The 22,663-nt window shown below is 39.7% G+C and carries 18 protein-coding genes and 4 pseudogenes; 5 read left to right on the top strand and 17 right to left on the bottom strand.

The window, feature by feature from the left end:
• Positions 1-7 precede the first annotated feature (7 nt).
• Positions 8-1,387 carry a H2O-forming NADH oxidase gene (gene nox / locus AT689_RS06725; RefSeq protein ID WP_000036769.1) on the bottom strand — a complete coding sequence of 460 codons (1,380 nt, stop codon included), beginning with the start codon at positions 1,385-1,387 and terminating at the stop codon, positions 8-10.
• 294 nt (positions 1,388-1,681) lie between these two features.
• Here nox and AT689_RS06720 point away from each other — a divergent pair, with 294 nt between their 5' ends.
• Genes AT689_RS06720 through AT689_RS06710 form a run of 3 tightly spaced genes read left to right on the top strand, consistent with a single transcriptional unit; the run spans position 1,682 to position 4,532 of the window.
• The gene (locus AT689_RS06720; RefSeq protein ID WP_000175414.1) at positions 1,682-2,605 is read left to right on the top strand and encodes an FAD:protein FMN transferase; all 924 of its coding nucleotides are present in this window, start codon (positions 1,682-1,684) and stop codon (positions 2,603-2,605) included.
• A 59-nt stretch (positions 2,606-2,664) separates the two neighbouring features.
• Entirely contained in the window at positions 2,665-3,270 is a 606-nt protein-coding gene (locus AT689_RS06715) for an NADPH-dependent FMN reductase (RefSeq protein WP_000915945.1), read from the top strand.
• A gap of 17 nt (positions 3,271-3,287) precedes the next feature.
• Positions 3,288-4,532, top strand: coding sequence for an NAD(P)H-dependent oxidoreductase (locus AT689_RS06710; protein WP_000673680.1), 1,245 nt, complete (start codon positions 3,288-3,290; stop codon positions 4,530-4,532).
• A gap of 222 nt (positions 4,533-4,754) precedes the next feature.
• On the opposite strand, the gene AT689_RS06705 is transcribed toward AT689_RS06710, so the two are convergent.
• From AT689_RS06705 to AT689_RS06675, 7 genes and pseudogenes are all read right to left on the bottom strand, one after another.
• On the bottom strand, positions 4,755-5,012 hold the full coding sequence (locus tag AT689_RS06705) for a DUF896 family protein (protein ID WP_000371286.1): 258 nt from the start codon (positions 5,010-5,012) through the stop codon (positions 4,755-4,757).
• Positions 5,013-5,053: 41 nt separating this feature from the next.
• The gene (gene glyS / locus AT689_RS06700) at positions 5,054-7,090 is read right to left on the bottom strand and encodes a glycine--tRNA ligase subunit beta (RefSeq protein ID WP_000164758.1); all 2,037 of its coding nucleotides are present in this window, start codon (positions 7,088-7,090) and stop codon (positions 5,054-5,056) included.
• A gap of 259 nt (positions 7,091-7,349) precedes the next feature.
• Positions 7,350-8,267: a glycine--tRNA ligase subunit alpha gene (glyQ, locus tag AT689_RS06695; RefSeq protein ID WP_000038731.1), complete on the bottom strand. Its 918-nt coding sequence runs from the start codon at positions 8,265-8,267 to the stop codon at positions 7,350-7,352.
• 368 nt (positions 8,268-8,635) lie between these two features.
• Positions 8,636-9,213: pseudogene (locus AT689_RS13465) on the bottom strand (elongation factor Tu).
• 272 nt (positions 9,214-9,485) lie between these two features.
• Entirely contained in the window at positions 9,486-10,328 is an 843-nt protein-coding gene (locus AT689_RS06685; RefSeq protein ID WP_001099669.1) for an aldo/keto reductase, read from the bottom strand.
• A 113-nt stretch (positions 10,329-10,441) separates the two neighbouring features.
• A complete protein-coding gene (pgdA, locus tag AT689_RS06680) occupies positions 10,442-11,833 on the bottom strand; it encodes a peptidoglycan-N-acetylglucosamine deacetylase PgdA (RefSeq protein ID WP_001844203.1) in 1,392 nt (463 codons plus the stop codon).
• Positions 11,834-12,070: 237 nt separating this feature from the next.
• A pseudogene (locus AT689_RS06675) lies at positions 12,071-12,506 on the bottom strand (PD-(D/E)XK nuclease family transposase); the annotation flags it as partial.
• Between the two features lie 153 nt (positions 12,507-12,659).
• On the opposite strand from AT689_RS06675, the gene AT689_RS06670 reads away from it, so the two are divergent.
• Together AT689_RS06670 and AT689_RS06665 are read left to right on the top strand one after the other, a co-directional pair.
• Entirely contained in the window at positions 12,660-13,637 is a 978-nt protein-coding gene (locus AT689_RS06670) for a Gfo/Idh/MocA family protein (protein WP_000915901.1), read from the top strand.
• Positions 13,634-14,716 (top strand): DEAD/DEAH box helicase, encoded by a 1,083-nt coding sequence (locus tag AT689_RS06665; RefSeq protein ID WP_000850587.1) that lies wholly within the window; start codon positions 13,634-13,636, stop codon positions 14,714-14,716. Before AT689_RS06670 ends, AT689_RS06665 begins: the two co-directional genes overlap by 4 nt.
• 63 nt (positions 14,717-14,779) lie before the next feature.
• Here AT689_RS06665 and AT689_RS11795 read toward each other — a convergent pair.
• The 9 genes and pseudogenes from AT689_RS11795 to AT689_RS13450 form a co-directional block, all read right to left on the bottom strand.
• Positions 14,780-15,826, bottom strand: a pseudogene (locus AT689_RS11795) (IS630 family transposase).
• Positions 15,827-16,209: 383 nt separating this feature from the next.
• A complete protein-coding gene (tuf, locus tag AT689_RS06645) occupies positions 16,210-17,406 on the bottom strand; it encodes an elongation factor Tu (protein ID WP_001040724.1) in 1,197 nt (398 codons plus the stop codon).
• Positions 17,407-18,281: 875 nt separating this feature from the next.
• On the bottom strand, positions 18,282-19,151 hold the full coding sequence (gla, locus tag AT689_RS06640; protein WP_000348122.1) for an aquaglyceroporin Gla: 870 nt from the start codon (positions 19,149-19,151) through the stop codon (positions 18,282-18,284).
• Positions 19,152-19,373: 222 nt separating this feature from the next.
• Positions 19,374-20,054, bottom strand: coding sequence for a mucin-binding protein (locus AT689_RS06635; RefSeq protein WP_000248973.1), 681 nt, complete (start codon positions 20,052-20,054; stop codon positions 19,374-19,376).
• On the bottom strand, positions 20,012-21,118 hold the full coding sequence (locus tag AT689_RS06630; protein ID WP_001021420.1) for a MucBP domain-containing protein: 1,107 nt from the start codon (positions 21,116-21,118) through the stop codon (positions 20,012-20,014). The genes AT689_RS06635 and AT689_RS06630 overlap by 43 nt, the downstream gene beginning before the upstream one ends.
• 110 nt (positions 21,119-21,228) lie before the next feature.
• The gene (locus AT689_RS06625; RefSeq protein ID WP_001833808.1) at positions 21,229-21,483 is read right to left on the bottom strand and encodes a hypothetical protein; all 255 of its coding nucleotides are present in this window, start codon (positions 21,481-21,483) and stop codon (positions 21,229-21,231) included.
• Complete coding sequence (locus AT689_RS13680; protein WP_000284543.1) at positions 21,477-21,719, bottom strand: hypothetical protein; 243 nt, start codon at positions 21,717-21,719, stop codon at positions 21,477-21,479. The genes AT689_RS06625 and AT689_RS13680 overlap by 7 nt, the downstream gene beginning before the upstream one ends.
• A 121-nt stretch (positions 21,720-21,840) precedes the next feature.
• Positions 21,841-22,359, bottom strand: a pseudogene (locus AT689_RS13455) (transposase); the annotation flags it as partial.
• Between the two features lies 1 nt (position 22,360).
• Positions 22,361-22,654, bottom strand: coding sequence for an IS630 transposase-related protein (locus AT689_RS13450; protein ID WP_230400243.1), 294 nt, complete (start codon positions 22,652-22,654; stop codon positions 22,361-22,363).
• Positions 22,655-22,663: the final 9 nt, after the last annotated feature.

Below are 22,663 nucleotides of genomic sequence, written 5' to 3'. Positions count from 1 at the left end.
TTCATTTTTATTTTTCAGCCGTAAGGGCAGCCATTGTGATGTAGTTGTATGGTTTATTGAAGTGTGGCAAGAAGAAGAGGTCTGTCAATGCCAATTTATCAATTGTCACATGCTCTTGGATAGCAAGTGAGAACATGTGGATTCCCATGCTAATTGCAATATCATGTGAAACCATTTGGGCACCAAGAATTTCACGGCTATCTTTGTCAAAGACAATCTTAATTGCTACTTCATGGTTGTCATGTTTCATGAATTCTGGTTTTTGAAGATCGTTAAAGCCTGTTTCAGTTGCGTTGTAACCAGCAGCTTTCGCTTTTTCAAGAGTCAAACCAGTTGAAACCATGTGAAGACCGTAGATTGAGATACCATTTGAACCTTGAACACCGATTCCTTCCAATTCATGTCCACAAGCGTTGTAGGCACCAACGATACCAGTGCGAACAGCATTTGAAGCAAGAGCGATATAGCTTGTATCTTTACGAGCATTGTCATAAACAGTCGCACAGTCACCAACAGCGTAAACGCCTGGGATAGATGTTTCTTGTTTCTTGTCTACAAGGAAGGCACCGTTGCGGAAGAGTTCGATCTTACCATCAGCAAGGGCTGTGTTTGGACGGAAACCAACTGCAAGGATAACCATATCCACGTCAAAGCTTTCTTTGTCAGTAATCAAGCGTTCAACTTTACCATCACCTTCGATTGCTTTAACAGTTTGACCTAGAGCCAAGCGGATGTTGTGATCTTCCAAGTTCTTCGCCATCATTTGTGTGAAGTCTTTGTCATAGTAACCGTTCAAGACAGTATCAACGATATCAACAAGGACAACTTCTTTTCCAAGACGTTCAAAGGCTTCAGCAAGTTCAACACCGATGTAACCACCACCAACAACGGCGATACGGTCGAGATGTTGGCTCTTGTCAGAAAGTTTATTGATAACTTCTTCAGCATTTTGGTACAATTTCACGAATTGTACGTTTTCAAGAGTTGCTTTAAATTCGCGGTTTCCTTTAACAATTTCAACACCTTCGATTGGTGGTAAGATTGGTGTAGAACCTGTAGCGAAAATCAATTTCTCGTATGATTCTTTGTGTTCTTTTCCTTCAACTTCTGCTGTAACCACTTTGTTATCATAGTCGATTGAAAGAACTGGTGAATTCATATAAACCTTAGCACCTTTAGCTTCTAATTTGTCTTTATCAGAATAGAACAAGCCTTCAGCACCGTCAATTTGTTCACCAATCCAAAGAGCCATTCCACATCCTAGGAAAGAGATGTTAGAGTTTTGGTCAAATACAACAATTTCGTTCTCATTTCCAAAATTATCCAACATGGTATTGATACATGCTGTACCAGCGTGGTTAGCACCGACTACAACGATTTTACTCATAAAAAATTTCCTGCCTTCATTCTAAATTTACCTTACTAGTATACCATTTACCGTTAGCGTTTACAAGGGGGGTACTATTATTTCAGCATTTTTTATCAAAAATAATTCCCCATTTATCCTGTTTTCAAGCCTCATGAATTTTATGAGCATATTTCTTGACTTTTTCCAAATTTTGTTTGTGAAAATTCTAACTTTATGGTATTCTAATAACATGAAAATAAAATGTAAGGGCTTCAATTTAGATAATTATTTTATATTACAACTTATTTTCTATAAGAGAAAGGAGTTGGTAGCTTGACTCTTCGTTCACATTCTGAACGGCTAATGGGGACTACTATCACTATTTCATTAGTGGATGAGCAAGCCGATATCTTTCTCCAAAAATCCTTTGACTTGCTCAAAGAGCTTGAATACCGCTTCAACGCCAATAGTCAAGAATCTGAGTTGATGGAAATCAATTATCAAGCAGGAATATCCCCCGTCACGGTTCATCCAGACCTGTTTGAGCTGATTTCACTTGGGTTAGAGCATAGCCTAGCGCTCTCTAGCCACCTCAATATCAGCATTGGTCCCTTAATTCAAACCTGGCGTATCGGTTTTTCAGATGCCAAGGTCGCCCAGCCTCAAGAAATTGAATCGGTGCTGCCTCTAATCAATCCTCATGGTATCGAGTTAGATTCTTCTACTTCTACTGTGTTTTTAAAACAGAAAGGAATGAAGATCGATCTAGGTTGTTTAGCCAAAGGATACAGTGCGGATAAGGTTGCCCAATTTCTTAGGAAAGAGGGGGTGACTTCTGCCTTGATCAATCTGGGAGGGAATATCCTGACCATTGGAAAAAATCAGGCAAGAGGGGATAACCCATGGCAAATCGGGATTCAAGACCCAGCCAATCCTAGGGGAAATCATTTAATGACCATCCCTGTTGTCAATAAATCTGTCGTGACTTCAGGCATTTATGAACGTCACCTGACCGTCGATGGACAAGATTACCATCAAATTTTTGACAGTCAAACAGGATATCCTGTTGAAACGGAACTAGCGAGTCTAACAATCATCTCTGATAAATCAGTCGATGGCGAAATCTGGACGACTCGACTCTTTGGAGAAAGACCTGCTTCTATCCTCTGGCAAGTCGAAAGTTTGGAGGGCATCGAAGTCATCCTCATCGATAAAGAAGGCCACCTAAGCTGTTCTTCAGGAATTCCTACTCTATAGAGACAACTGTTTCAATGGAATTTTAAAATTGTATTATGTAAAAAGAGAAAGGAAATATCATGTTAAAACTTATTGCTATTGTTGGAACAAATTCAAAACGTTCTACAAACCGTCAATTGCTTCAATACATGCAAAAACACTTTGCTGACAAAGCTGAAATTGAACTTGTTGAAATCAAGACCATTCCTGTCTTCAACAAACCAGCTGACAAGCAAGTACCTGCTGAAATATTGGAAATTGCTGCTAAAATCGAAGAGGCAGATGGCGTTATTATCGGTACTCCTGAGTATGATCACTCTATTCCAGCTGTTTTGATGAGCGCTCTTGCTTGGTTGTCTTATGGTATTTACCCACTTTTGAACAAACCAATCATGATTACAGGTGCTTCTTACGGTACGCTTGGTTCATCTCGTGCCCAATTGCAACTTCGTCAAATCTTGAATGCTCCTGAAATCAAGGCAAATGTTCTTCCAGATGAATTCTTGCTCTCACACTCTCTTCAAGCATTTAACCCAAGTGGCGACTTGGTTGACCTTGATGTTATCAAGAAATTGGATGCCATCTTTGATGACTTCCGTATCTTCGTGAAGATTACTGAGAAATTGCGCAATGCGCAAGAATTGCTTCGCAAAGATGCAGAAGAATTTGACTGGGAAAATTTGTAAGATAGGAGACCGAAAGAATGAAATTTGTTGGACTTGTTGGATCAAACTACGATCAATCATATAACCGCAAACTCTTGGAATTTATCCGTCGCAATTTCAAATTCAAATTTGAATTAGAAGTACTTGAAATCGACGAAGTTCCAATGTTTAACCAAGACGAAAAATGGGACGAAAGCTTCCAATTGCGTTTCTTGTATAACAAGATTACACGTGCTGATGGTGTCATTATCGCCACTCCTGAGCACAACCACACTATCTCAGCTTCACTCAAATCTGTACTTGAATGGCTTTCATACGAAGTTCATCCATTTGAAAACAAGCCTGTTATGATTGTGGGTGCATCATACTATGACCAAGGAACATCACGTGCTCAAGTTCACCTTCGTAAAATCCTTGATGCTCCAGGTGTTAATGCCTACACGCTTCCAGGTAACGAATTCCTTCTTGGTAAAGCTAAGGAAGCTTTTGATAACAACGGAAATATCACCAACGAAGGCACTGTTAAATTCCTTGAAACTTGCTTAGATAACTTTGTTAAATACGTAGGAGTCGTTTCGAAATTGAAAAAACCAAAACCAATCGAATCAGAAGACTTGGATTGTGGAAAACCAATCGCTACAACCATCACAGAAGTTGACCCTGACGATCCAGAATGGGTAGAAAAAGTTGCAGCAATCACTGGTGCTGTTTCTGGTGATACCTATGTCAAATTGGACCACGGTATCCTAACAGTTAACCAAATTGATATGTTCTTGAAAGCTATGCCATTTGAATTGACATACGCTGATGACAACAACCAATTCCTCTACTACAACAACGCTCACCAAGATCCAGACACTATGTTCGCTAAACGTGTACCACCTCAATCAGGTAGCCGTATGTCGACTGTTCATGGTTCTCTTCCACCAGCACGTATGAAGAACGTAGAGTGGGTTATCGGAACACTTCGCAACGGAAACCAAGAATACGTCCGTACGATCGTTCCAGGTTCTCCTGCAGGTGTTATCAACACTCACAACTACCAAGCAATGTACTATCCTGATGGATCATACGCTGGTATCAATGAAATCGTCTTTAACTTCCAACCATGGCTTGACTGGTACCTAAAAGAGACTGGTCAACGTTTGGTGGGTGGTAGCGGACCATTTGCTCCTGCTGCCGGAGGTCATGGAAACGCCGATGCTACTTCTGGCGCTTCTGATTCAGGGGATGCTGGAGGCCACGGTGGTGACGCAGACGCTACAGCCGGTGCAAGTTACTAATGATAGTTTTTAGGAACCATTATGGTTCCTTTTTTAGCGAAAAAAGACTAACAAACACAAACTGCTAGTCTCTTTGTTATCGTTTCATCTATCCTTGTTAAAAGAAAGAATACTTATACTCAATGAAAATCAAAGAGCAAACTAGGAAGCTAGCCGCAGGCTGTACTTAAGTACGGCAAGGTGAAGCTGACGTGGTTTGAATTTGATTTTCGAAGAGTATTATTATGAATTTGGGTCATCAAGACTACGGCCATGTAATCCTTTTTCACGTTGTACTTGGCGTAGTTTTTCTGGTGTAACATCGTTTCCTTCTTCGTCCACAATTTTGATTCCTTCAATGTTGTGACGAACAGCGCGGCGATAACCTTCGATGTACTCCTCACGTAGTTTGGCTTGTTCCATTTTTTCTTCTGGTGTTAAGCCTTCTGTTTTTTTCTTTTTAGCAAGCTCATTGATACGAGCAATTTTTTTCGGATCCATTTCTTCTCCTTTGTAATAAGATAAAGTCCGTTTATCAAATTTTATTTAGTGTTAATTTGGTTAAAACAAGCAAACTTAGCTGCTTTCTTGGTTAGTTGTGACAAGATTGCCAAACGATTTTGACGGACAGCCTGATCTTCAGCCATTACCATAGTATTTTCAAAGAAAGCATCAATGACTGGGCTAAGCGCAAAGAGTTGTTTCAATTGCTGACTTGCAGGTCCTGATAAAACGAGTGTTTCTACTGCTTCTGCCAAAGCTTTTTCTTGGTCATTCTCAAATAGTGCTGAATCAACTGTAGCAACCCCTTCTGCCTTCTCAGCCAGGTTAAAGGCACGAGAAAGTGATTCAACAGATGGTTTAAAATCTTCTTCCTTGCTTACTTCTACGAGAGCACTTGCTGCTTCCAACATATCTGCCACAACAAAGTTTGAACCTGCAAGAACTGCTTCCTTGATATCTTTTGGAGTAGAGCCCATCATCTTATCAACACGAGCCTTGATAAAGTCCATAACCTCTGCTTTATTTTCATAAGTCAAACTGTCAAATTTCAATGCATAAAGGCTATCAATCAGCTCATCCATAGCAATGTGCCAACCAAAGGCATCCAAGATACGAACCACACCTTGAGTTGCACGACGAAGGGCATAAGGGTCATTAGAACCTGATGGAATCAATCCTACTGAGAAGAAACTCAAAATCGTATCCAATTTGTCTGCAATGGCTAGAACTGCGCCGACCTTGCTCTCTGGAAGTTCTCCTTCAGCTGATGTAGGCATGTAGTGTTCACGAATAGCAGCTGCCACCGCTGGAGTTTCACCAGCAAGAAGGGTGTATTTTTCACCCATAATTCCTTGGAGTTCGTCAAATTCACCAACCATACCTGTCAATAAGTCAAACTTGTAAATGGCTGCTGCACGAGCAAGGTCAACTGTTTCATCCACTGACAAACCAGCTTTTTCTGCCAAAAGTACAGTGATTTGACCCGTACGAATCATGTGTTCACGAAGGGAACCAATCTTCTCATGGAAGGTGACATTGTTTAATTTTTCAACAAGATCTGAAATCACCAATTTTTGGTCTTCACGCCAGAAGAATTCTCCGTCTTCCAAGCGGGCTACCAAGACTTTTTCATTTCCTTTAATGACATTTTTCAAACGCTCTGCGTTTCCGTTACGAACAGAAATGAAGTTTGGCAAGAGTTTTCCATCTTGATCACGAACAACAAAGTAACGCTGGTGTTCCTTCATAGAAGTCACCAAGACTTCTTCTGGAACTTCAAGGTATTTAGCATCAAAACTTCCCATGAAGGCAGTTGGGTATTCAACCAAATTCAAGACTTCATTCAGCAAATCCGCATCAATTTCGATACGTACACCATGTTTTGCCTCAATTTCCTTGATTTGGTCAACAATCATTTGCTCACGTTCACATGGATCTGCGATTACAAACTGCTTACGAAGGTCTTCTTCATAGCTCAATGCTGACTGAATTTTGGTTTCTTTCCCCAAGAAACGATGGCCACGGCTCACACGACTTCCCTTGATATCAAGGAAATCCAAGTCAAACTCTTGCTCATCCAAGAGAACAGTTAAAGTGTGGACAGGACGAATGTATTCAAAGCTATTTCCAGCCCAGTGCATGCTGACAGGGAAAGTCAATGACTTCAAGACATCTACAACACCAGGAACAATGGCTTCAACTGCTTGACCAACTTCTTCCTTAGTGACATAGACATATTCTTCACCCTTGATTTCACGGAATTCGATATCTTCAACAGTCAAGCCTTTTCCACGGACAAATCCTTGAGCTGCTTTGGTAAAGTTTCCATCACTATCCAAGGCAATTTTCTTTGCTGGTCCCTTGAAATCTTCTGTCAAATCAGACTGTTTGTCTGATAAACCAGTCACACGAACAGCCAAACGACGTGGTGTTGAGAAGGTTTGAATGGCTTCAAAAGACAGGCGGTTTTCCTTGAGGAAGGCTGCCATTTTTTCGCCTAGTTGTTTTTCACTTGGTGTGACAACATAGGCTGGTAATTCTTCAAGACCGAGTTCTACTAATAAGTTTTTTGTCATGTTTTTTCCTTTACATTTTCTTCAATCTTTTTTGATATGCACCTTAGGTACTGGGGACGTCGCTAACTAACTCTGTGAGTCTGTATGGAAATCCAATGCTAAATTTATCAAGATTTCCAACAATCTCATCAAAGTGGATTTAGCTGACTGATTTTTGAACCTAAGGTTTCAAAAATCCCCACATAACAGTACGGCGGTGCATATCCCTCTAGCAAGTCTTCGACTTGCCTCTAACGATTTTAGAGTACAGTATTACTCACTATTCTGCGTCTTCTGCTAAAAGTTTAACTCGTGTTTCTTCATCCAAAAGTGGGTAACCTAGGCGTTTGCGTTCTGCAACAAAGGTTTTGGCTACAACACGGGCCAAGTTACGGATACGAGCGATATAGCCTGCACGCTCTGTTACAGATACGGCACCACGCGCGTCAAGCAGATTAAAGGTATGTGAACATTTGAGAACATAGTCATAGGCAGGGTGTACCAAGCCTTCTTCTAATGCACGACCAGCTTCTTTTTCAAACTTATCAAAGTTTTCAAGCAAAATTTCTTGGTCCGAAATTTCAAATGAATATTTTGAGTGCTCATACTCAGGCTGGATAAAGATTTCTCCGTATTTTACACCATCAGCCCACTCGATATCATAGACAGAGTCTACTTCTTGAATGTAAGAAGCCAAGCGCTCCAAACCATAGGTAACTTCCGCAGTCACAGGGCCAGTTGCCAATCCACCGACTTGTTGGAAATAAGTGAACTGAGTGATTTCCATTCCGTCAAGCCAAACTTCCCAACCAAGACCAGCTGAACCAGTTGATGGGTTTTCCCAGTTGTCCTCAACAAAACGAATATCGTGCTCCAAAGGATTGATTCCCAATTTTTCCAAAGACTCAAGGTAAAGTTCTTGGATATTTGATGGAGAAGGCTTCATGACCACCTGGAATTGGTGGTGTTGGTAGAGACGGTTAGGGTTTTCCCCATAACGACCGTCAGCAGGACGACGTGATGGCTCTACATAAGCTGCATTCCATGGCTCAGGTCCGATAGCACGAAGGAAAGTGTAAGGACTCATTGTCCCCGCACCTTTTTCATTGTCATAAGCCTGCATAAGCATACAACCTTGGTCATTCCAAAATTGTTGCAAAGTCAAAATAATTTCTTGAAATGTTAATTTCTTAGACATTGTTTACTCCTTAATAAAAAATGATTTCTTGCGACACGAGTCTGCCTCGTCGATTATACGAGGCAAGACGAGTTAGTACTGCGTCTAGCTCAGCACCCTAGTGCTGAGCGTGGGGCAGTCCGACTGTAAGGAGGTTTCTGCCACTGATGCAGTGAAATGTTAATTTCTTAGACATTGTTTACTCCTTAATAAAAAATAATTTCTTGCGACACGAGTCTACCTCGTCGATTATACGAGGCAAGACGAGTTAGTACTGCGTCTAGCTCAGCACCCTAGTGCTGAGCGTGGGGCAGTCCGACTGTAAGGAGGTCTCTGCCACTGATGCAGTGAAATGTCAATTTCTTAGACATTGTTTACTCCTTTAGTTTTTATATTTCTTTTTCAATTAATTTCTGCTGAACAAACCAATCTAACAAGGGAAAAGTTTTTTCTGTATTTGCCCATAAATGATAAGAATCTAAGACCGCTTGTACACTACCTAAATTTTCTACCAACTTATCTACTGTCAAAAAGCTGCGCCAGTATTCATAAAAAATACTTGCATAGTTCTTATCATAAGTCGAAGAACCAAAATCATTCAATGAATGCCAACTATACTTCTTCTGAAAAAGTTCTACGAGAGATTGATTACAAATTTTTTCCGCTTGAAATTCCTCTTCTGTCAAGAAATACTTGCGACTAATATATTCAACCATCCCCTCTTCGAACCAGATATAAGAGTCATAACCATTCGTCTATTATTTGTATAGGCTGGAACAGCGCTTTCCCTAATAATCTGTGTAGCAGCATTAAAATCTGACCAAATAACGGCTTGCGGTAAATCACAGACTGCAAGTTCATTCTTTAAAAAAGATTGATAATCTTTCAACTTTTCAGTATTTCTTACTACAAAATCACGAAATGTAGCTAGTTGACTATCGTCTTTTACAAGATAAAGGTTGTCCACGGCTCTCCTTTCTTTCACACAATAGACTGAATAAGCAAAAGAACCACATCTGACAATCCTAGGTTGATTTAACCTAGGGGCGTCAGAAACGCGGTTCCACCCTAATTTATTACTTCATTGTTTTTGAAAATACTACAGAAAGCGCCAGCTCATTATTTTGCCCTACTTGGCTCCCACTGTCCCAAGCTCGCTTGAAGAACGCCATAAGACTTTCTTTCCTGCTGACTATTATATCAAAAATTAGAATAATGTACAATTCTTTTTATGATTTTCTAGAAATCCACATCATCAACTCGTGGAGCACCCGATTGAACAGCAATCGTTTTTAAGGTTTCTCTCTCCTCATGACTCAGTTCAATTCCAAAGCAATCAAGATTAGCTTGAATACGAGAGGTTGTGACAGATTTTGGAAGTGGTAAAAATCCTTCTGCCAAGCTCCAGACCAAGGCTATCTGAGCAATCGATTTTCCGTGATTTGCTGCGATTTCTTGCACTTGCTTGCTATCAAATAGTTCTCCCTGACCAAAAGGCCCCCAAGCTTCCAATAAAATTCCCTTTTCACGACAGTAAGCTACGACTTGTTCTTGATACACACCTGGCGCCAAGCGAACTTGATTGACCGCAGGAACGATAGTTGCAGTTTCAAGCAAGGCATCCAAATGATGGGGAAGAAAATTGCTAACGCCGATAGCACGGATTTTCCCTTCTTGATAGAGGTCTTCCATCGCTCTCCAAACTTCCGCATTGCGAGTTTTCCATGCGTCATTTTCTCTGAGCGGTTTTGGGTTCGGCCAATGAATCAAATACAAATCCAAATAATCCAAGCCCAGTTTTTCTATAGATTTTTCCAAAGCTTGACGAGTTTGCTCATCGGTTTGCTGACTATTCCAAAGCTTGGTAGTTACGAACATTTCTTCACGTGGAACTCCGCTATCTTTGATTGCTTGACCAACACTTTCTTCATTCTGATAAATCGCCGCCGTATCAATATGACGATAACCAGCCTTCAAGGCTTCTAACACTGCACGATAGGCTTCTTCTCCATCCTTAGCCTTAAAAGTTCCAAATCCCAATACTGGAATTTCTACTCCATTATTTAATTGATAGGTATTCATATGCTTCTCCTTCTATTTTATTCATCAATTATAGCATAAAACATTTTTTAAGTAGTACTATATTCTGTAAAAAATAAGTCTGTCAAATATCTAACAGACCTATTTTTTCTTGCTTATTCATCACGACTATAGTACAGCTCATGAGCTTTTAGGCGAGTATTGAGCATCTCTGGTATGGTCACAAAGGTATAACCTTGATTTTTCAAATACTCAATGACCCTTGGCAAGGCATTGACTGTCGGACTGTGAATATCATGCATCAAAACGATAGAGCCGTTAGCTACTTGATGCTGAATTTCTGTCAAAATAGATGCTTCATTTTTACTCTTCCAGTCCAGACTATCCACATCCCACATGATAAAGCTCAAATCCAAGCTATTGCGAATATCATCTGTAATAGCACCATAAGGTGGACGCATGAGTTTAGAACTAGAACCCAGCACTTTAGTTAGCACATCCTCAGTATCAGTAATCTGCTTTTTAGCTTCATCAAGAGAGAGTTGCGAGAGAATCGGATGGCTCCAACTATGGTTTCCAACAACATGACCTTCAGATTTTATCCTCTTCACCAAGTCCTCATTCCCAGAAACATTTTTCCCAAGCACAAAGAAAGTCGCTTTAATATCATATTTAGCTAGGGTCTCTAATACCTGCGGGGTCGTTGCTGGATTTGGACCATCATCAAAGGTTAGAGCGACAACTTTTTGATGTTTCTTATCAAAGTAAGATTGGTACAAGGCCGCATCTTTTTCGAGTAAGTACGAAGATTGGATAACATCAAAGAAAGCAGATACTGGCAAGGCTATCTCTTCTAAATTTTCAACCACAGGACTTGGATAAAGGATAATCTGACTATCCTTGTAATCAAAATTCCATGCAGACAAGTCTTGGTCAGAGAAGTTTTTTACAATCTGCTCACTCTGGTCTTGATCTATTTTTTTATCCTCTATGAAGGAGGTCAACTCTTTTATCAGCTGTTCCTTAGCCTTACTAGCATCTGAAAACAGTTGGTCAAGTGTAAAAGGTTGCCCATCTTCTGTTAAGTGAACCTTTCCTAGACTGGTCTTTTCAGTCTCTTCAATCTTAAAAGCAACTAAATCATAGATTTGTTTGGTCACATTACGATTAACGACTCCCTTTAAACCTGACTCTTCTTGCTCTGTATAGTAGAAAACAAGATTGTCCTTACTTTCTAGCTTGTCCTTAACATCTTGATTTATCAGCTCCCTAACAGAGGAAATCACTTTCTCCCCTTGGAGAGGATAATAGGCAATCACTTCGGCTTGCCCCTGACGAAAATGCTCCTTCTGATTTCCCTCACTCAATTGATCATCTTTCTCTTTTTTGAGCGATTCAATCTTTTGCTCAAAACTTTTTTGCTGGTAGATCTTAAAAGCAATAAATCCGCCTAATAGGCAAATAGAAATTGCTAAAATACCAATCAAAGCCAATAATACATGTCTCGTTTTCCCGTGTCTGCCACGTCCTAGTCTACTTTTATTCATATTTATATCATAACAAATTTGAGCAATAATTTCAATGATACAATTTGGCAATCCACAATTCCTCTAGCAAGCCAAAGCATCTTACATCAACTCCAACATCCGTATCTGTAGAGATTATGTAGTTTTCTATCTATGGAATTTCTAGTAGATTGAAGCTAGAATAGTAGACCTATACTTCTAAAACATTGTTAGAAATCGATTTGACTGTCCTGATCGATTTGTCCTGTTCTCATTTCATTTTACTATAAAACTATGAAAAGCTAGGTCATCTGAGAAGTAATTACTATCGACAATTGCGATAGCGTATACTAGTGCGATTTGTTTGTAGCTCTGGTGGGTATCACCTTCACGTTGGCGAATTTTTTCTAGGTTTTGATTAACCTGACTGCACAGATAAGCCCATAGGCGATTGATGAAAAAATTCTGATGATGAACCTGAATTTCGATGATAACTTGGATTCCATTATCTAACTCCGCCAAGACGTCTATACTAGTATAGAAATCTTGCGCTGAGTAGGGCATGGAAGGCAAGACGTGAATGTTACTTCCCTCCAAAATCGTCACATTTTTTGCTGGCAAGTCCAGCATATCGCGGATAAATTGACAAATCATTAGTTGGGCTGATACCTGGATGTCTGAGAATCCTCCTTTTCCTCCTTCTATTATAGCACATTTTTAAATCTAGGTTTGCTAGATTCTATGCTTCTATCTATTTATTCGGAAAAGAAAGCTAATAGCTTATTTGAAATTTTCTCCTCTCTGTTGGATAGTCCCGTCTATCTATGTTATAATGAAAGAAGGATTTAAAATCGGAAAAGGAGTATTTATGCTAAAATTAGGTGTCATCGGAACTGGCGCTATCAGCCATCATTTCATAGAAGCAGCCCATACCAGTGGAGAATACCAACTGGTCGCAATCTATTCTAGAAAACTAGAAACTGCAGCAACCTTTGCTTCTCGCTATCAGAATATCCAACTATTCGATCAATTAGAAGTCTTCTTCAAATCTTCTTTTGATTTAGTCTATATCGCCAGTCCAAACTCCTTACATTTTGCTCAGGCAAAAGCTGCCTTGTCTGCTGGTAAACATGTTATTCTCGAAAAGCCAGCTGTCACTCAACCACAAGAATGGTTTGATTTGATTCAAACAGCTGAAAAAAATAACTGTTTTATCTTTGAAGCAGCTCGTAATTACCACGAGAAAGCCTTTACTACTATCAAAAACTTTTTAACAGATAAGCAAGTGTTAGGAGCAGATTTCAACTATGCCAAATACTCTTCCAAGATGCCTGACTTGTTGGCTGGACAAACACCAAATGTCTTTTCAGACCGTTTTGCTGGTGGAGCCCTCATGGATTTGGGGATTTATCCCCTCTATGCTGCTGTTCGTCTTTTTGAAAAAGCTAATGACGCGACTTACCATGCTCAACAGCTTGACAATAGCATTGACCTAAATGGAGATGGTATCCTCTTCTACCCAGACTATCAAGTTCACATCAAGGCTGGAAAAAACATCACTTCCAATCTTCCTTGCGAGATTTATACAACAGATGGAACCTTGACTCTCAACACGATTGAGCATATTCGCTCAGCTATTTTTACCGACCACCAAGGAAATCAAGTCCAGCTTCCTATCCAACAGGCTCCTCATACGATGACTGAGGAAGTCGCTGCATTTGCACACATGATCCAGCAACCAGATCTGAATCTCTACAAAACTTGGCTGTATGATGCAGGCTCTGTTCATGAGCTACTATATACCATGCGCCAGACTGCTGGCATTAGATTTGAGGCAGAAAAATGAAAACCAAACTACCGACTGAATGGCAAGAACTGAGTGACCAACTCGGTTTCCAAGAATTCACCCCCATTCAAACTCAACTATTTGAGCCCCTTCTTGCTGGAGAAAACCTCCTAGGAGTGAGCCAAACCGGAACTGGTAAGACCCTAGCGTATCTCCTACCAAGTCTTCTCAGACTACAAAAGAAAAAAGCCCAACAACTCTTGATTCTAGCACCAAACACGGAACTTGCTGGACAGATTTTTGATGTATGTAAAACGTGGGCAGAAGCTATCGGATTGACTGCTCAACTCTTCCTTTCAGGTTCAAGTCAGAAACGACAAATTGAACGTCTTAAAAAGGGGCCAGAAATTCTGATTGGAACTCCTGGCCGTATCTTTGAACTCATTAAACTTAAAAAAATCAAGATGATGAATGTGGAAACCATCATCCTGGATGAATTTGACCAATTACTAGATGATTCTCAGATTCACTTTGTAGAAAAAATCACTCACTACGCACCTCGTGACCACCAACTGGTCTACATGAGTGCCACGACCAAGTTTGACCAAGAAAAGATTGTGCCGAATACACGCACTATTGATCTCTCTGACCAAAAATTGGACAATATCCAGCATTTCTACATGCAGGTAGACCAACGTCATCGAGTGGATATGCTACGAAAACTGGCTCATGTAGAGGATTTCCGTGGTCTAGTCTTCTTCAATAGCCTGTCAGACCTTGGGAATGCCGAGGAAAAACTACAGTATCGTGATATATTGACTGTTTCCCTCGCTAGTGATGTTAATGTTAAATTTAGAAAAATCATCTTAGAAAAGTTTAAAGATAACCAACTAACCCTGCTTCTTGCAACTGACCTTTTGGCTCGTGGAATTGATATCGATAGCCTAGAATGTGTCGTAAACTTTGATATTCCTAGAGATAGCGAAACCTACACACACCGTGCTGGTCGTACTGGCCGTATAGGCAAGGAAGGATATGTTATTACTCTCGTCACTCATCCAGAAGAAATCAAAAAACTTAAAAAGTTTGCAAGTATCCGAGAAATTGTCCTAAAAAACCAAGAACTCTATATCAAATAAAGCCCCATTGCTCTATACACATCCAGTGTATGGAGCTTTTTTATAAGCAATTCAATTTTATACTCATCTGCTTTCAAAAAGCATTCTATTCCATCTCCGATTAACGATGGACTTTATCACCTCCTTCTCCAGTCCTTGTATGACATCTTGGAGTTGATTCATGACATCTTCCAAAGTTCGAAAGGCTTTATTCTTAAATCCACGTTTACGAATCTCTTTCCACACTTGTTCAATGGGTTCATCTCTGGTGTGTATGGAGGAATAAAGGTAAAATCAATATTAGTCGGAATCTTTAAGGTACTTGATTTATGCCATATAGCATTGTCCATAACGAGTAAAAAATAATCATCTGGATAAGCTTGTGAAAGCTCTTCTAAAAAGGCGTTCATCCACTCAGTATTACATCCACCAGCTATTAAGAAAAATGATTCGCCTGTATGGGCATCAACAGCTCCATAACAATAGCGAAATTCTCGTATATAGTGACTATGGACATGTGGACCTACTCCTATTGGAGACCAACAAGATCCCAGTTTACTGATTCTACCGAAACCAGCCTCATCTTGGTACATCAAGCGAACCTTATGAAAAGGTCTACTGGTTTTAAAGCGCTTTCTTGTCTTCTTGAATTGAGATTTTATTTTTAGACGCGACAATGGTTTGAGCGTCTGCTTTCTTAGGATGTTCTGGACGTGGCGTAATATTTCGCCAACCATGGCGCTTCAACAGTTGATAGAAGGCATCACGTGTGTAGGAACGACCTAACTCCTTTTTATAAGCCTGAAATAAGGCATCAATTGTAACAAATTCTCCTGCCTCTGCAGCCTTCAAATGACGGGCAAGAAAGGCTTTCTCTTCCTCAACTGTCATATATGCATGGTTACGACCACCACGTGTTTCTTGAAGGAGAGAGTCGAGTCCGAACTCCTCATATTTTTTTACGTTTCGCCAAATCGTTGTTTGATTACAGTCTAAAAGCTCTATAATCTCTTTATAAGATTTGCCCATCAGACGAAATAGAACGATTTGAAGGCGTTTATGATATTTAGCTGTACGAGAGTCTTTTAAAAGTGTTTTGATGGTTTTGATTTCTTCTTTAGTTGATTTCATATTACTATTGTATAATGCTTTTTGATTTGAGTCTAGTATTATACTCTTCGAAAATCTCTTCAAACCGCGTCAGCTTCGCCTTGTCGTATAGATGTTACTGACTTCGTCAGTTCTATCTACAACCTAAAAACAGTGTTTTGAACAGTCTGCAGCTAACTTTCTATAACAAAATGAAATAAGAACAAGACAAATCAATCAAGACAATCAAATCGATTTCTAACAATGTTTTAGAAGTAGATGTGTACTATTCTAGTTTCAATATATTATAGTTTGCTCTTTGATTTTCATTGAGTATTAGTTCAATATCTAAAAAAAGAACCTTGCCAAGCAAGATTCTTTTAGTGTCTAACTTAAATAATTGTTCTTCTGGGAACTAAATCGAATTAAGCTTCGATTTCTGTAACCATACCTGAACCAACAGTACGTCCACCCTCACGGATAGAGAATGTAGTACCTTGTTCTACGGCGATTGGGTGAATCAACTCAACGTCGATTGTCACGTTATCACCAGGCATTACCATTTCAGTACCTGCTGGAAGTTCGATTGAACCTGTAACGTCAGTAGTACGGAAGTAGAATTGTGGACGGTAGTTGTTGAAGAATGGAGTGTGACGTCCACCTTCTTCTTTAGTAAGGATGTAGACTTCACCTTTGAATTTAGTGTGTGGGTTGATTGAACCTGGTTTAGCGATAACTTGTCCACGTTCGATTTCATCACGTTGAACACCACGAAGAAGGACACCTACGTTATCTCCAGCAAGACCTTCGTCAAGTTGTTTACGGAACATTTCAACACCAGTAACAACTGCTTTTTGAGTTTCTTCTTTGATACCAACGATTTCGATTTCGTCGTTGACTTTAACGATACCACGGTCGATACGTCCTGAAGCAACTGTACCACGTCCAGTAATTGAGAATACGTCCTCGACTGGAAGAAGCAATGGTTTGTCAGTGTCACGTTCTGGTTCTGGGATATACTCATCAACTGTGTTCATCAATTCCATAACGATGTCTTCGTATTTAGAGTCACCTTCAAGAGCTTTAAGTGCTGAACCTTGGATAACTGGAAGATCGTCACCTGGGAAGTCGTATTCTGACAATAGGTCACGGATTTCCATTTCAACCAATTCAAGCAATTCTTCGTCGTCAACCAAGTCAACTTTGTTCATGAAGACGATAAGGTGTTTAACACCAACCTGACGTGAAAGAAGGATGTGCTCACGAGTTTGTGGCATTGGTCCGTCAGTTGAAGCTACTACAAGGATAGCTCCGTCCATTTGAGCAGCACCAGTGATCATATTTTTAACGTAGTCCGCGTGTCCTGGAGCGTCGATGTGAGCGTAGTGACGTTTTTCAGTTTCGTACTCAACGTGCGCAGTGTTGATAGTGATACCGCGTTCGCGTTCTTCTGGAGCAGCATCGATAGACGCATAGTCTTTAGGTTGGTTAACTGATGAAGGCAAGCGACGTGCCAAAACAGTTGTGATAGCTGCAGTTAGGGTAGTTTTACCGTGGTCAACGTGTCCGATAGTACCAATGTTAACGTGTGGTTTACTACGATCGTATTTTTCTTTTGCCATTTGAGTAAAAGCCTCCAATAAAATATATTTTATAGATAGACAGTAGGCAATACAGTCTAACTTTCCTTACTATTTTATCAAATTTCAGCTAAATTGCAAGTGTTTTACAACGTTTTTGTGAATTATTCTTGGTAAAAATTTAACTAACTAATAGAAAGTACTAAATAGACTTATCCTTCAAGGAGTTTTCAGCATTATCCATCCACTCACTTGCTGAAAATGTAAACAGTCTCTGGTTTATATAGTAAAATGAAACAAGAATAGGGCAAATCGATCAGGACAATCAAATCGATTTCTAAAAATGTTTTAGAAGTAGAGGTGTACTATTCTAGTTTCAATCTACTATACAACCTCAAAACTGTGTTTTGAACAACCTGCGGCTAGCTTCTTAGTTTGCCCTTTGATTTTCATTGAGTATAAAATTGCAGATAAAACGATAACAATCATAGGACTCAGCAGAGTCAATGTAGGTCGAAGAATAGCCCCCCTAATCGCTTATTTTATAGCAAAATGAAATAGAAACTGAACATTTTGTTGAGGAAGGTAAATCAATTCCTCACAATGTTTGAGAAAGAAGGGAGGACTATTCCAACTTCAACCCACTATTAATATATAGTAGAATGAAAACTGCACAATTTGATTGGAGAATTCAAACCAATTTCTAACAATGTTTTAGAAACAAGGGTCTATTATTTCAACTGCAACCTACTATAGCCCATTGAAGCTGGAATAGCCCACTGAGACTTCTAAACCACTGCTGGAGAGGAGTTTGTTTAGAGTTTCTTTCATTTCCCTAAAAAATCAAAAAGAGAGAACCAGTCTGATCCTCTCTTACTTATAGATGGTGCTCACTCAAATGTTAAAGGAGCTATTTCTTAGAGATAAAGGAATTTGAATACAGCTACTGCCGCAATTGCTGCTGCGATAGGTGCTACTACTGGTACCCAAGAATACCACCATTTTGAATCGCCTTTATGCTCACCAAGAACTGATTTTGGAAGGAAAGCATGAAGGAGACGTGGTCCCAAGTCACGGGCTGGGTTCAAGGCGGGTCCTGTAGGTCCTCCAAGTGATGTTACCAAAGCCATAACGAGGAATCCAAGTGCCAAGTGAGCCACAGAAAGTCCTGAAGCAGTGTGTGGAGCCACCTGTGCTTTAATAGCCAAGTCAGAAAAATCAACTGTTTGTCCTGCTTCTATTGCCTTTTGTTTCATGAATTGAAGCACTTCAGCACCAAAGAAGTTTTTAGTCAAACCAAGAGCTGCAAAGAACAAAACAAATGAACCAACAAACTCATTAATCAAACCATTGACAGTTGCTGCATAGCGACTTTCTTTTGTACCATGGTCAATACTTGAAATAGTTGAGAAAGTTCCCAAGATGTTATTTGGTTTTTCAGTTTTCAAGTAGAATGGACGGTATGTTGCCACAACTAAGGCTTGGCCAAAGATAGCCCCCAAGACTTGCGCGATAATGTAAGGTACCACTTGTGCCCAAGGGAAAAGACCGCTAACTGCAAGCCCTAGAGTGAAAGCAGGGTTGATGTGATTCCCAGATACGTTACCAAACATCAAGGCTGGGATCATAACCCCCATACCATAACCAACAGCGATGACGATCCAGCCACTTTGGTGACCTTTCGTACCTTTAAGTTCAACGTTGGCAACTGCACCATTCCCAAGAATGATCAAAATGGCAGTTCCCAAAAATTCAGTGGCATACTTCAGTGCCCATGTGAAATCCATTTGCTAGATTCTCCTTAAAATTTTTTAGATATTCCTTATTTTATCAATTTTTACCCTATTTAGCAACTGATTTCTGGAAATATTTTTAAAAAAATAGGATTCATAGTTTCCTAGTTCAACGTACTTGTAAGCGTTTTTATTCTTCACGAAAGACCTCATTCTCAAAACCAGGAAAAAGCCCACATCTGTGATCTTTTCCTTGTTCCTAGATTCTAAAATCTATTATTTTTCATCTTCTTTTTTCTTGAAGAATCCTAATCCTAGACCAGCTAACAAGGTCATGATACCAGCACTAGCCAAGGTAGCATTAGCTTCTGTACCTGTGTTTGGCAATTCCTCTCTCTTACCTGTCTCATAAGTCGGAACTTCTGGGTCTGGATTCACTGGAGTTTCAGTTTTTGGAGTACCTGGTTCTGGAGTTGGTTTATCTGGTGTTGGAGTCTCTTGATTTGGTAGTTCTGGGTTTGGTGTCGGAACACTTGGATGCTCTGGATTTGGTTGTGGGATTGGTTTTTCTGGAGTCGGTTCACCTGGAGTACCTGGTTCCTGAGGACTTGGAATTTCTGGTTTTTCTGGAGTTGGTTTATCTGGTGTTGATAAACGGTCATACCTTACCGTTATTTCTTTATCACTAGAGTCTGACGTAACTTCTTGTGATTCAACTGTTGGAATATCTGGATCTTTGTACTTGTCAATCTTACCAGATATAACCTCGTCCCAGTTTCCTGTTGTCCATTCACCGTAGGTTACAACTCCCGTGACCTTGTTCTCAGTTTTTGTACGGCTTAAGGTTACAGGTTGAACAACATCTTCTTTTACATTTTGGTTCGTAACTTTATCAACGTAATGAATGATACGCGTTATAGTCTTCGTCTCAGTAGAGGTTGCTGTTTTGGGAACCACTGTTTCCTCAACATTCTCACGGTAGTAATAGTCAACTGTTGCACCGTCTTCTGGTACGCATTTGCAGGAGTTGCTACCAAGGTGTATGTTGTTTTCCTTGTGATAACTCGGTCTTCTTTGTCCTCAGTTGTTGTTTTCCCTTCAATAGTTTTTGATTCTGTGGTATACTCAGAACCTATCGCTAAATCAGCTTTTATAACAGACTCTGCCAACTTCTCTTGGCTACCTTCTTTATAGTAATTGGCTGTTACTGTAGCAGTGGTTGGCGCTTCGCTTTCTCTATAAACTAAGGTCACTGTTCTACCTTCGCTTACAATATTCCCAGTTAAACTTGCAGAATTTGTATCTGCTTCTTTAAAAGTATAATATTTTCCGTCAGTAGTAGTCATGCTACTGAGTTTTTTATCTGTGACATTGTAGCTGGTACCAATCAGTTGTTTTTTATTGGTAATGTAGGTTCCGTCACTTTCTTTTTCTCCAATTCCAGTATCATTTTTCAATGATAGCAAACGCCCTTGTTCATCAACATAGCGAACTTTCACATTTTCTAAGATTAGTTCTGCCAATTCTGAGGTTTTTTTCTTTTTCTTGATTTCTTCGGTTATTTTCCCTTTCTCTTCTTCGGGAATATTTAGTTTTGGAATGATTTTTTCAACAACGGTTCGTGATGGTTCCACAGTATCTTGGATGACTGAAAAGTCAGCTAGAATTGGGAGATTATACTGAACACGGTGACTTTGAGTGTTTACTCCTACTCTTTCATTATTCTCTGAAAATACTTGTACGGTATAAGAAACAACATCTTTTCCTAATAGAACATCCCCAGTAGAGAAATAGCCGCCTTTTCCTAGTTTGCTATCTCCAGAGCCCACTTCTTTCCTAATCTTATCAGATAGTTTTTTACCAGTCAGTACATTCGTTCGCACAATCCCTTTGTCTACCCCTACAAAGTGGGAGAACTTTTTGAACTCTTCAGAACCAGATCTAGCCCAACCATTATTAAGGGCATTTGCTTTTGTATTTGTATTCTCTCTCAAAAGTTTGGCGATTAGAATTATATTCATCGGCACTTAGAGTTGCTGCTATATCTGACTCTTGAATACCAACTTCCTTACTACCATTTCTAGCGGCAGTATATGTGTATTTATCTGTTTCTACTTCTAGCTGATTATCCTTAACATGATAGGTAATTTTCTCCTGGTATAAGAGTCTTCAGTAGTTTATATACTCTGTCATCATCTTTAGCTTTAGAAGCAGCTGAGTTTAGCCAAGTTGGGGTATTAGGAGTATCTTTATCAACCTGTTTCAAGACATTATTCAAGTCATTTGCTAGCCTATTGGTTGTCCTCACTGTGAAAGTTTTCTTCCAGTCTGAACCACTTTTATTAGGCTTAGATATGCTCATGAAATCCTGGTCAACATTCAACACAATATCGCCTTGTTTTTTAGCATCTTCCGTTGCTTCTGCTTCAAATTGATCATGGAGTTTTTGTTGCTCTGGTGTATAGTTTTTTTATTTACACGATTTAATGTACTATTTTTTATTTTAGTATTAAGAACTCCATTAATACGATTTTTAAATTCTGCTTCAAAAAATCCCTTAATTTGTTGGTGCGCAAGTTCAACATTCAAACCTTTCTTATACAAGTCTTCATTCTGATACAAGTCTTCATTCTGAACGATTTCGGCTACACGGTGAATGGTTTGATTGTATACCGTCTTCTCTTAACCAGCAGTATCCTTAGTTTTAATGACTACTCGATAGGTTCCTTTAGAACCGTTATAGTCATCTAGTTTTAAAAAAGCATTCCAAACATTCAAAAATAGTTGGAACTTCCCTTAATAAATCCGTCACTTTCTTTTTCAAGATAGCCCAAGCTTGCTCAATAGGATTCAAATCCGGTGAATAAGGTGGTAGAGGTAAGAAAAAGTGTTTATCTTGGATGCAGAGTTCATCCAAAATGTTCTTGGGATGAAAACTAGCATTGCCCATGACAATAACATGAGGTGTCTTCAAAGCAGGTAGGAGTTGCGTTTTGAACCACTCCACAAAGAAATCGCTTGTCATGCTTTTCTTGTAAATCATGGGAGCTATAAACTCTCCGTCTACTTGTCCTGCAACAATTGAAGTTCGCTCAAAACGACGTCCGCTAATCTTTTCATAGACTTTCTCCCCTCTAGGAGCCCGTGCATAAGGACGATAGAGGTAGCGGTCGATTCCTGTTTCATCAATATATACGATTGGTAAATCTTTTAGGTTATCCAAAATATCAAGAAACTCAGCGACTTTCTCTGGCTCTTGTTCCTTAAAGCTCGTCATCTTTTTTTAAAGTGACCTTAATATACTTTAAAGCTGCCCATACGGAGGGCAGAGCACAATCAAAATGTGCCGCAATTTCCCGTAAAAAAGCATCTGGATGAGCCTCTACAAAGGCTTTCAATTCCTCTAAAGGAATCTTTCGGTTTTTGACGACTCGCTTTTTCCTCTCTATGTGTCCTTGTTCACATCTTTCTTTTCCCACGTGAAGAGAGTTCTGACGCCAACACCAAAAAACTTGGCTGCCTCGACATGGCTGTGCCCCTCTTTGATGGAATCTAATGCTCGCTGT

The organism is Streptococcus pneumoniae (genome assembly GCF_001457635.1).
Lineage (GTDB): Bacteria > Bacillota > Bacilli > Lactobacillales > Streptococcaceae > Streptococcus > Streptococcus pneumoniae.
The sequence above is the reverse complement of the archived record's forward strand: the minus strand, read 5'-3'. Positions and strand labels throughout refer to the sequence as shown.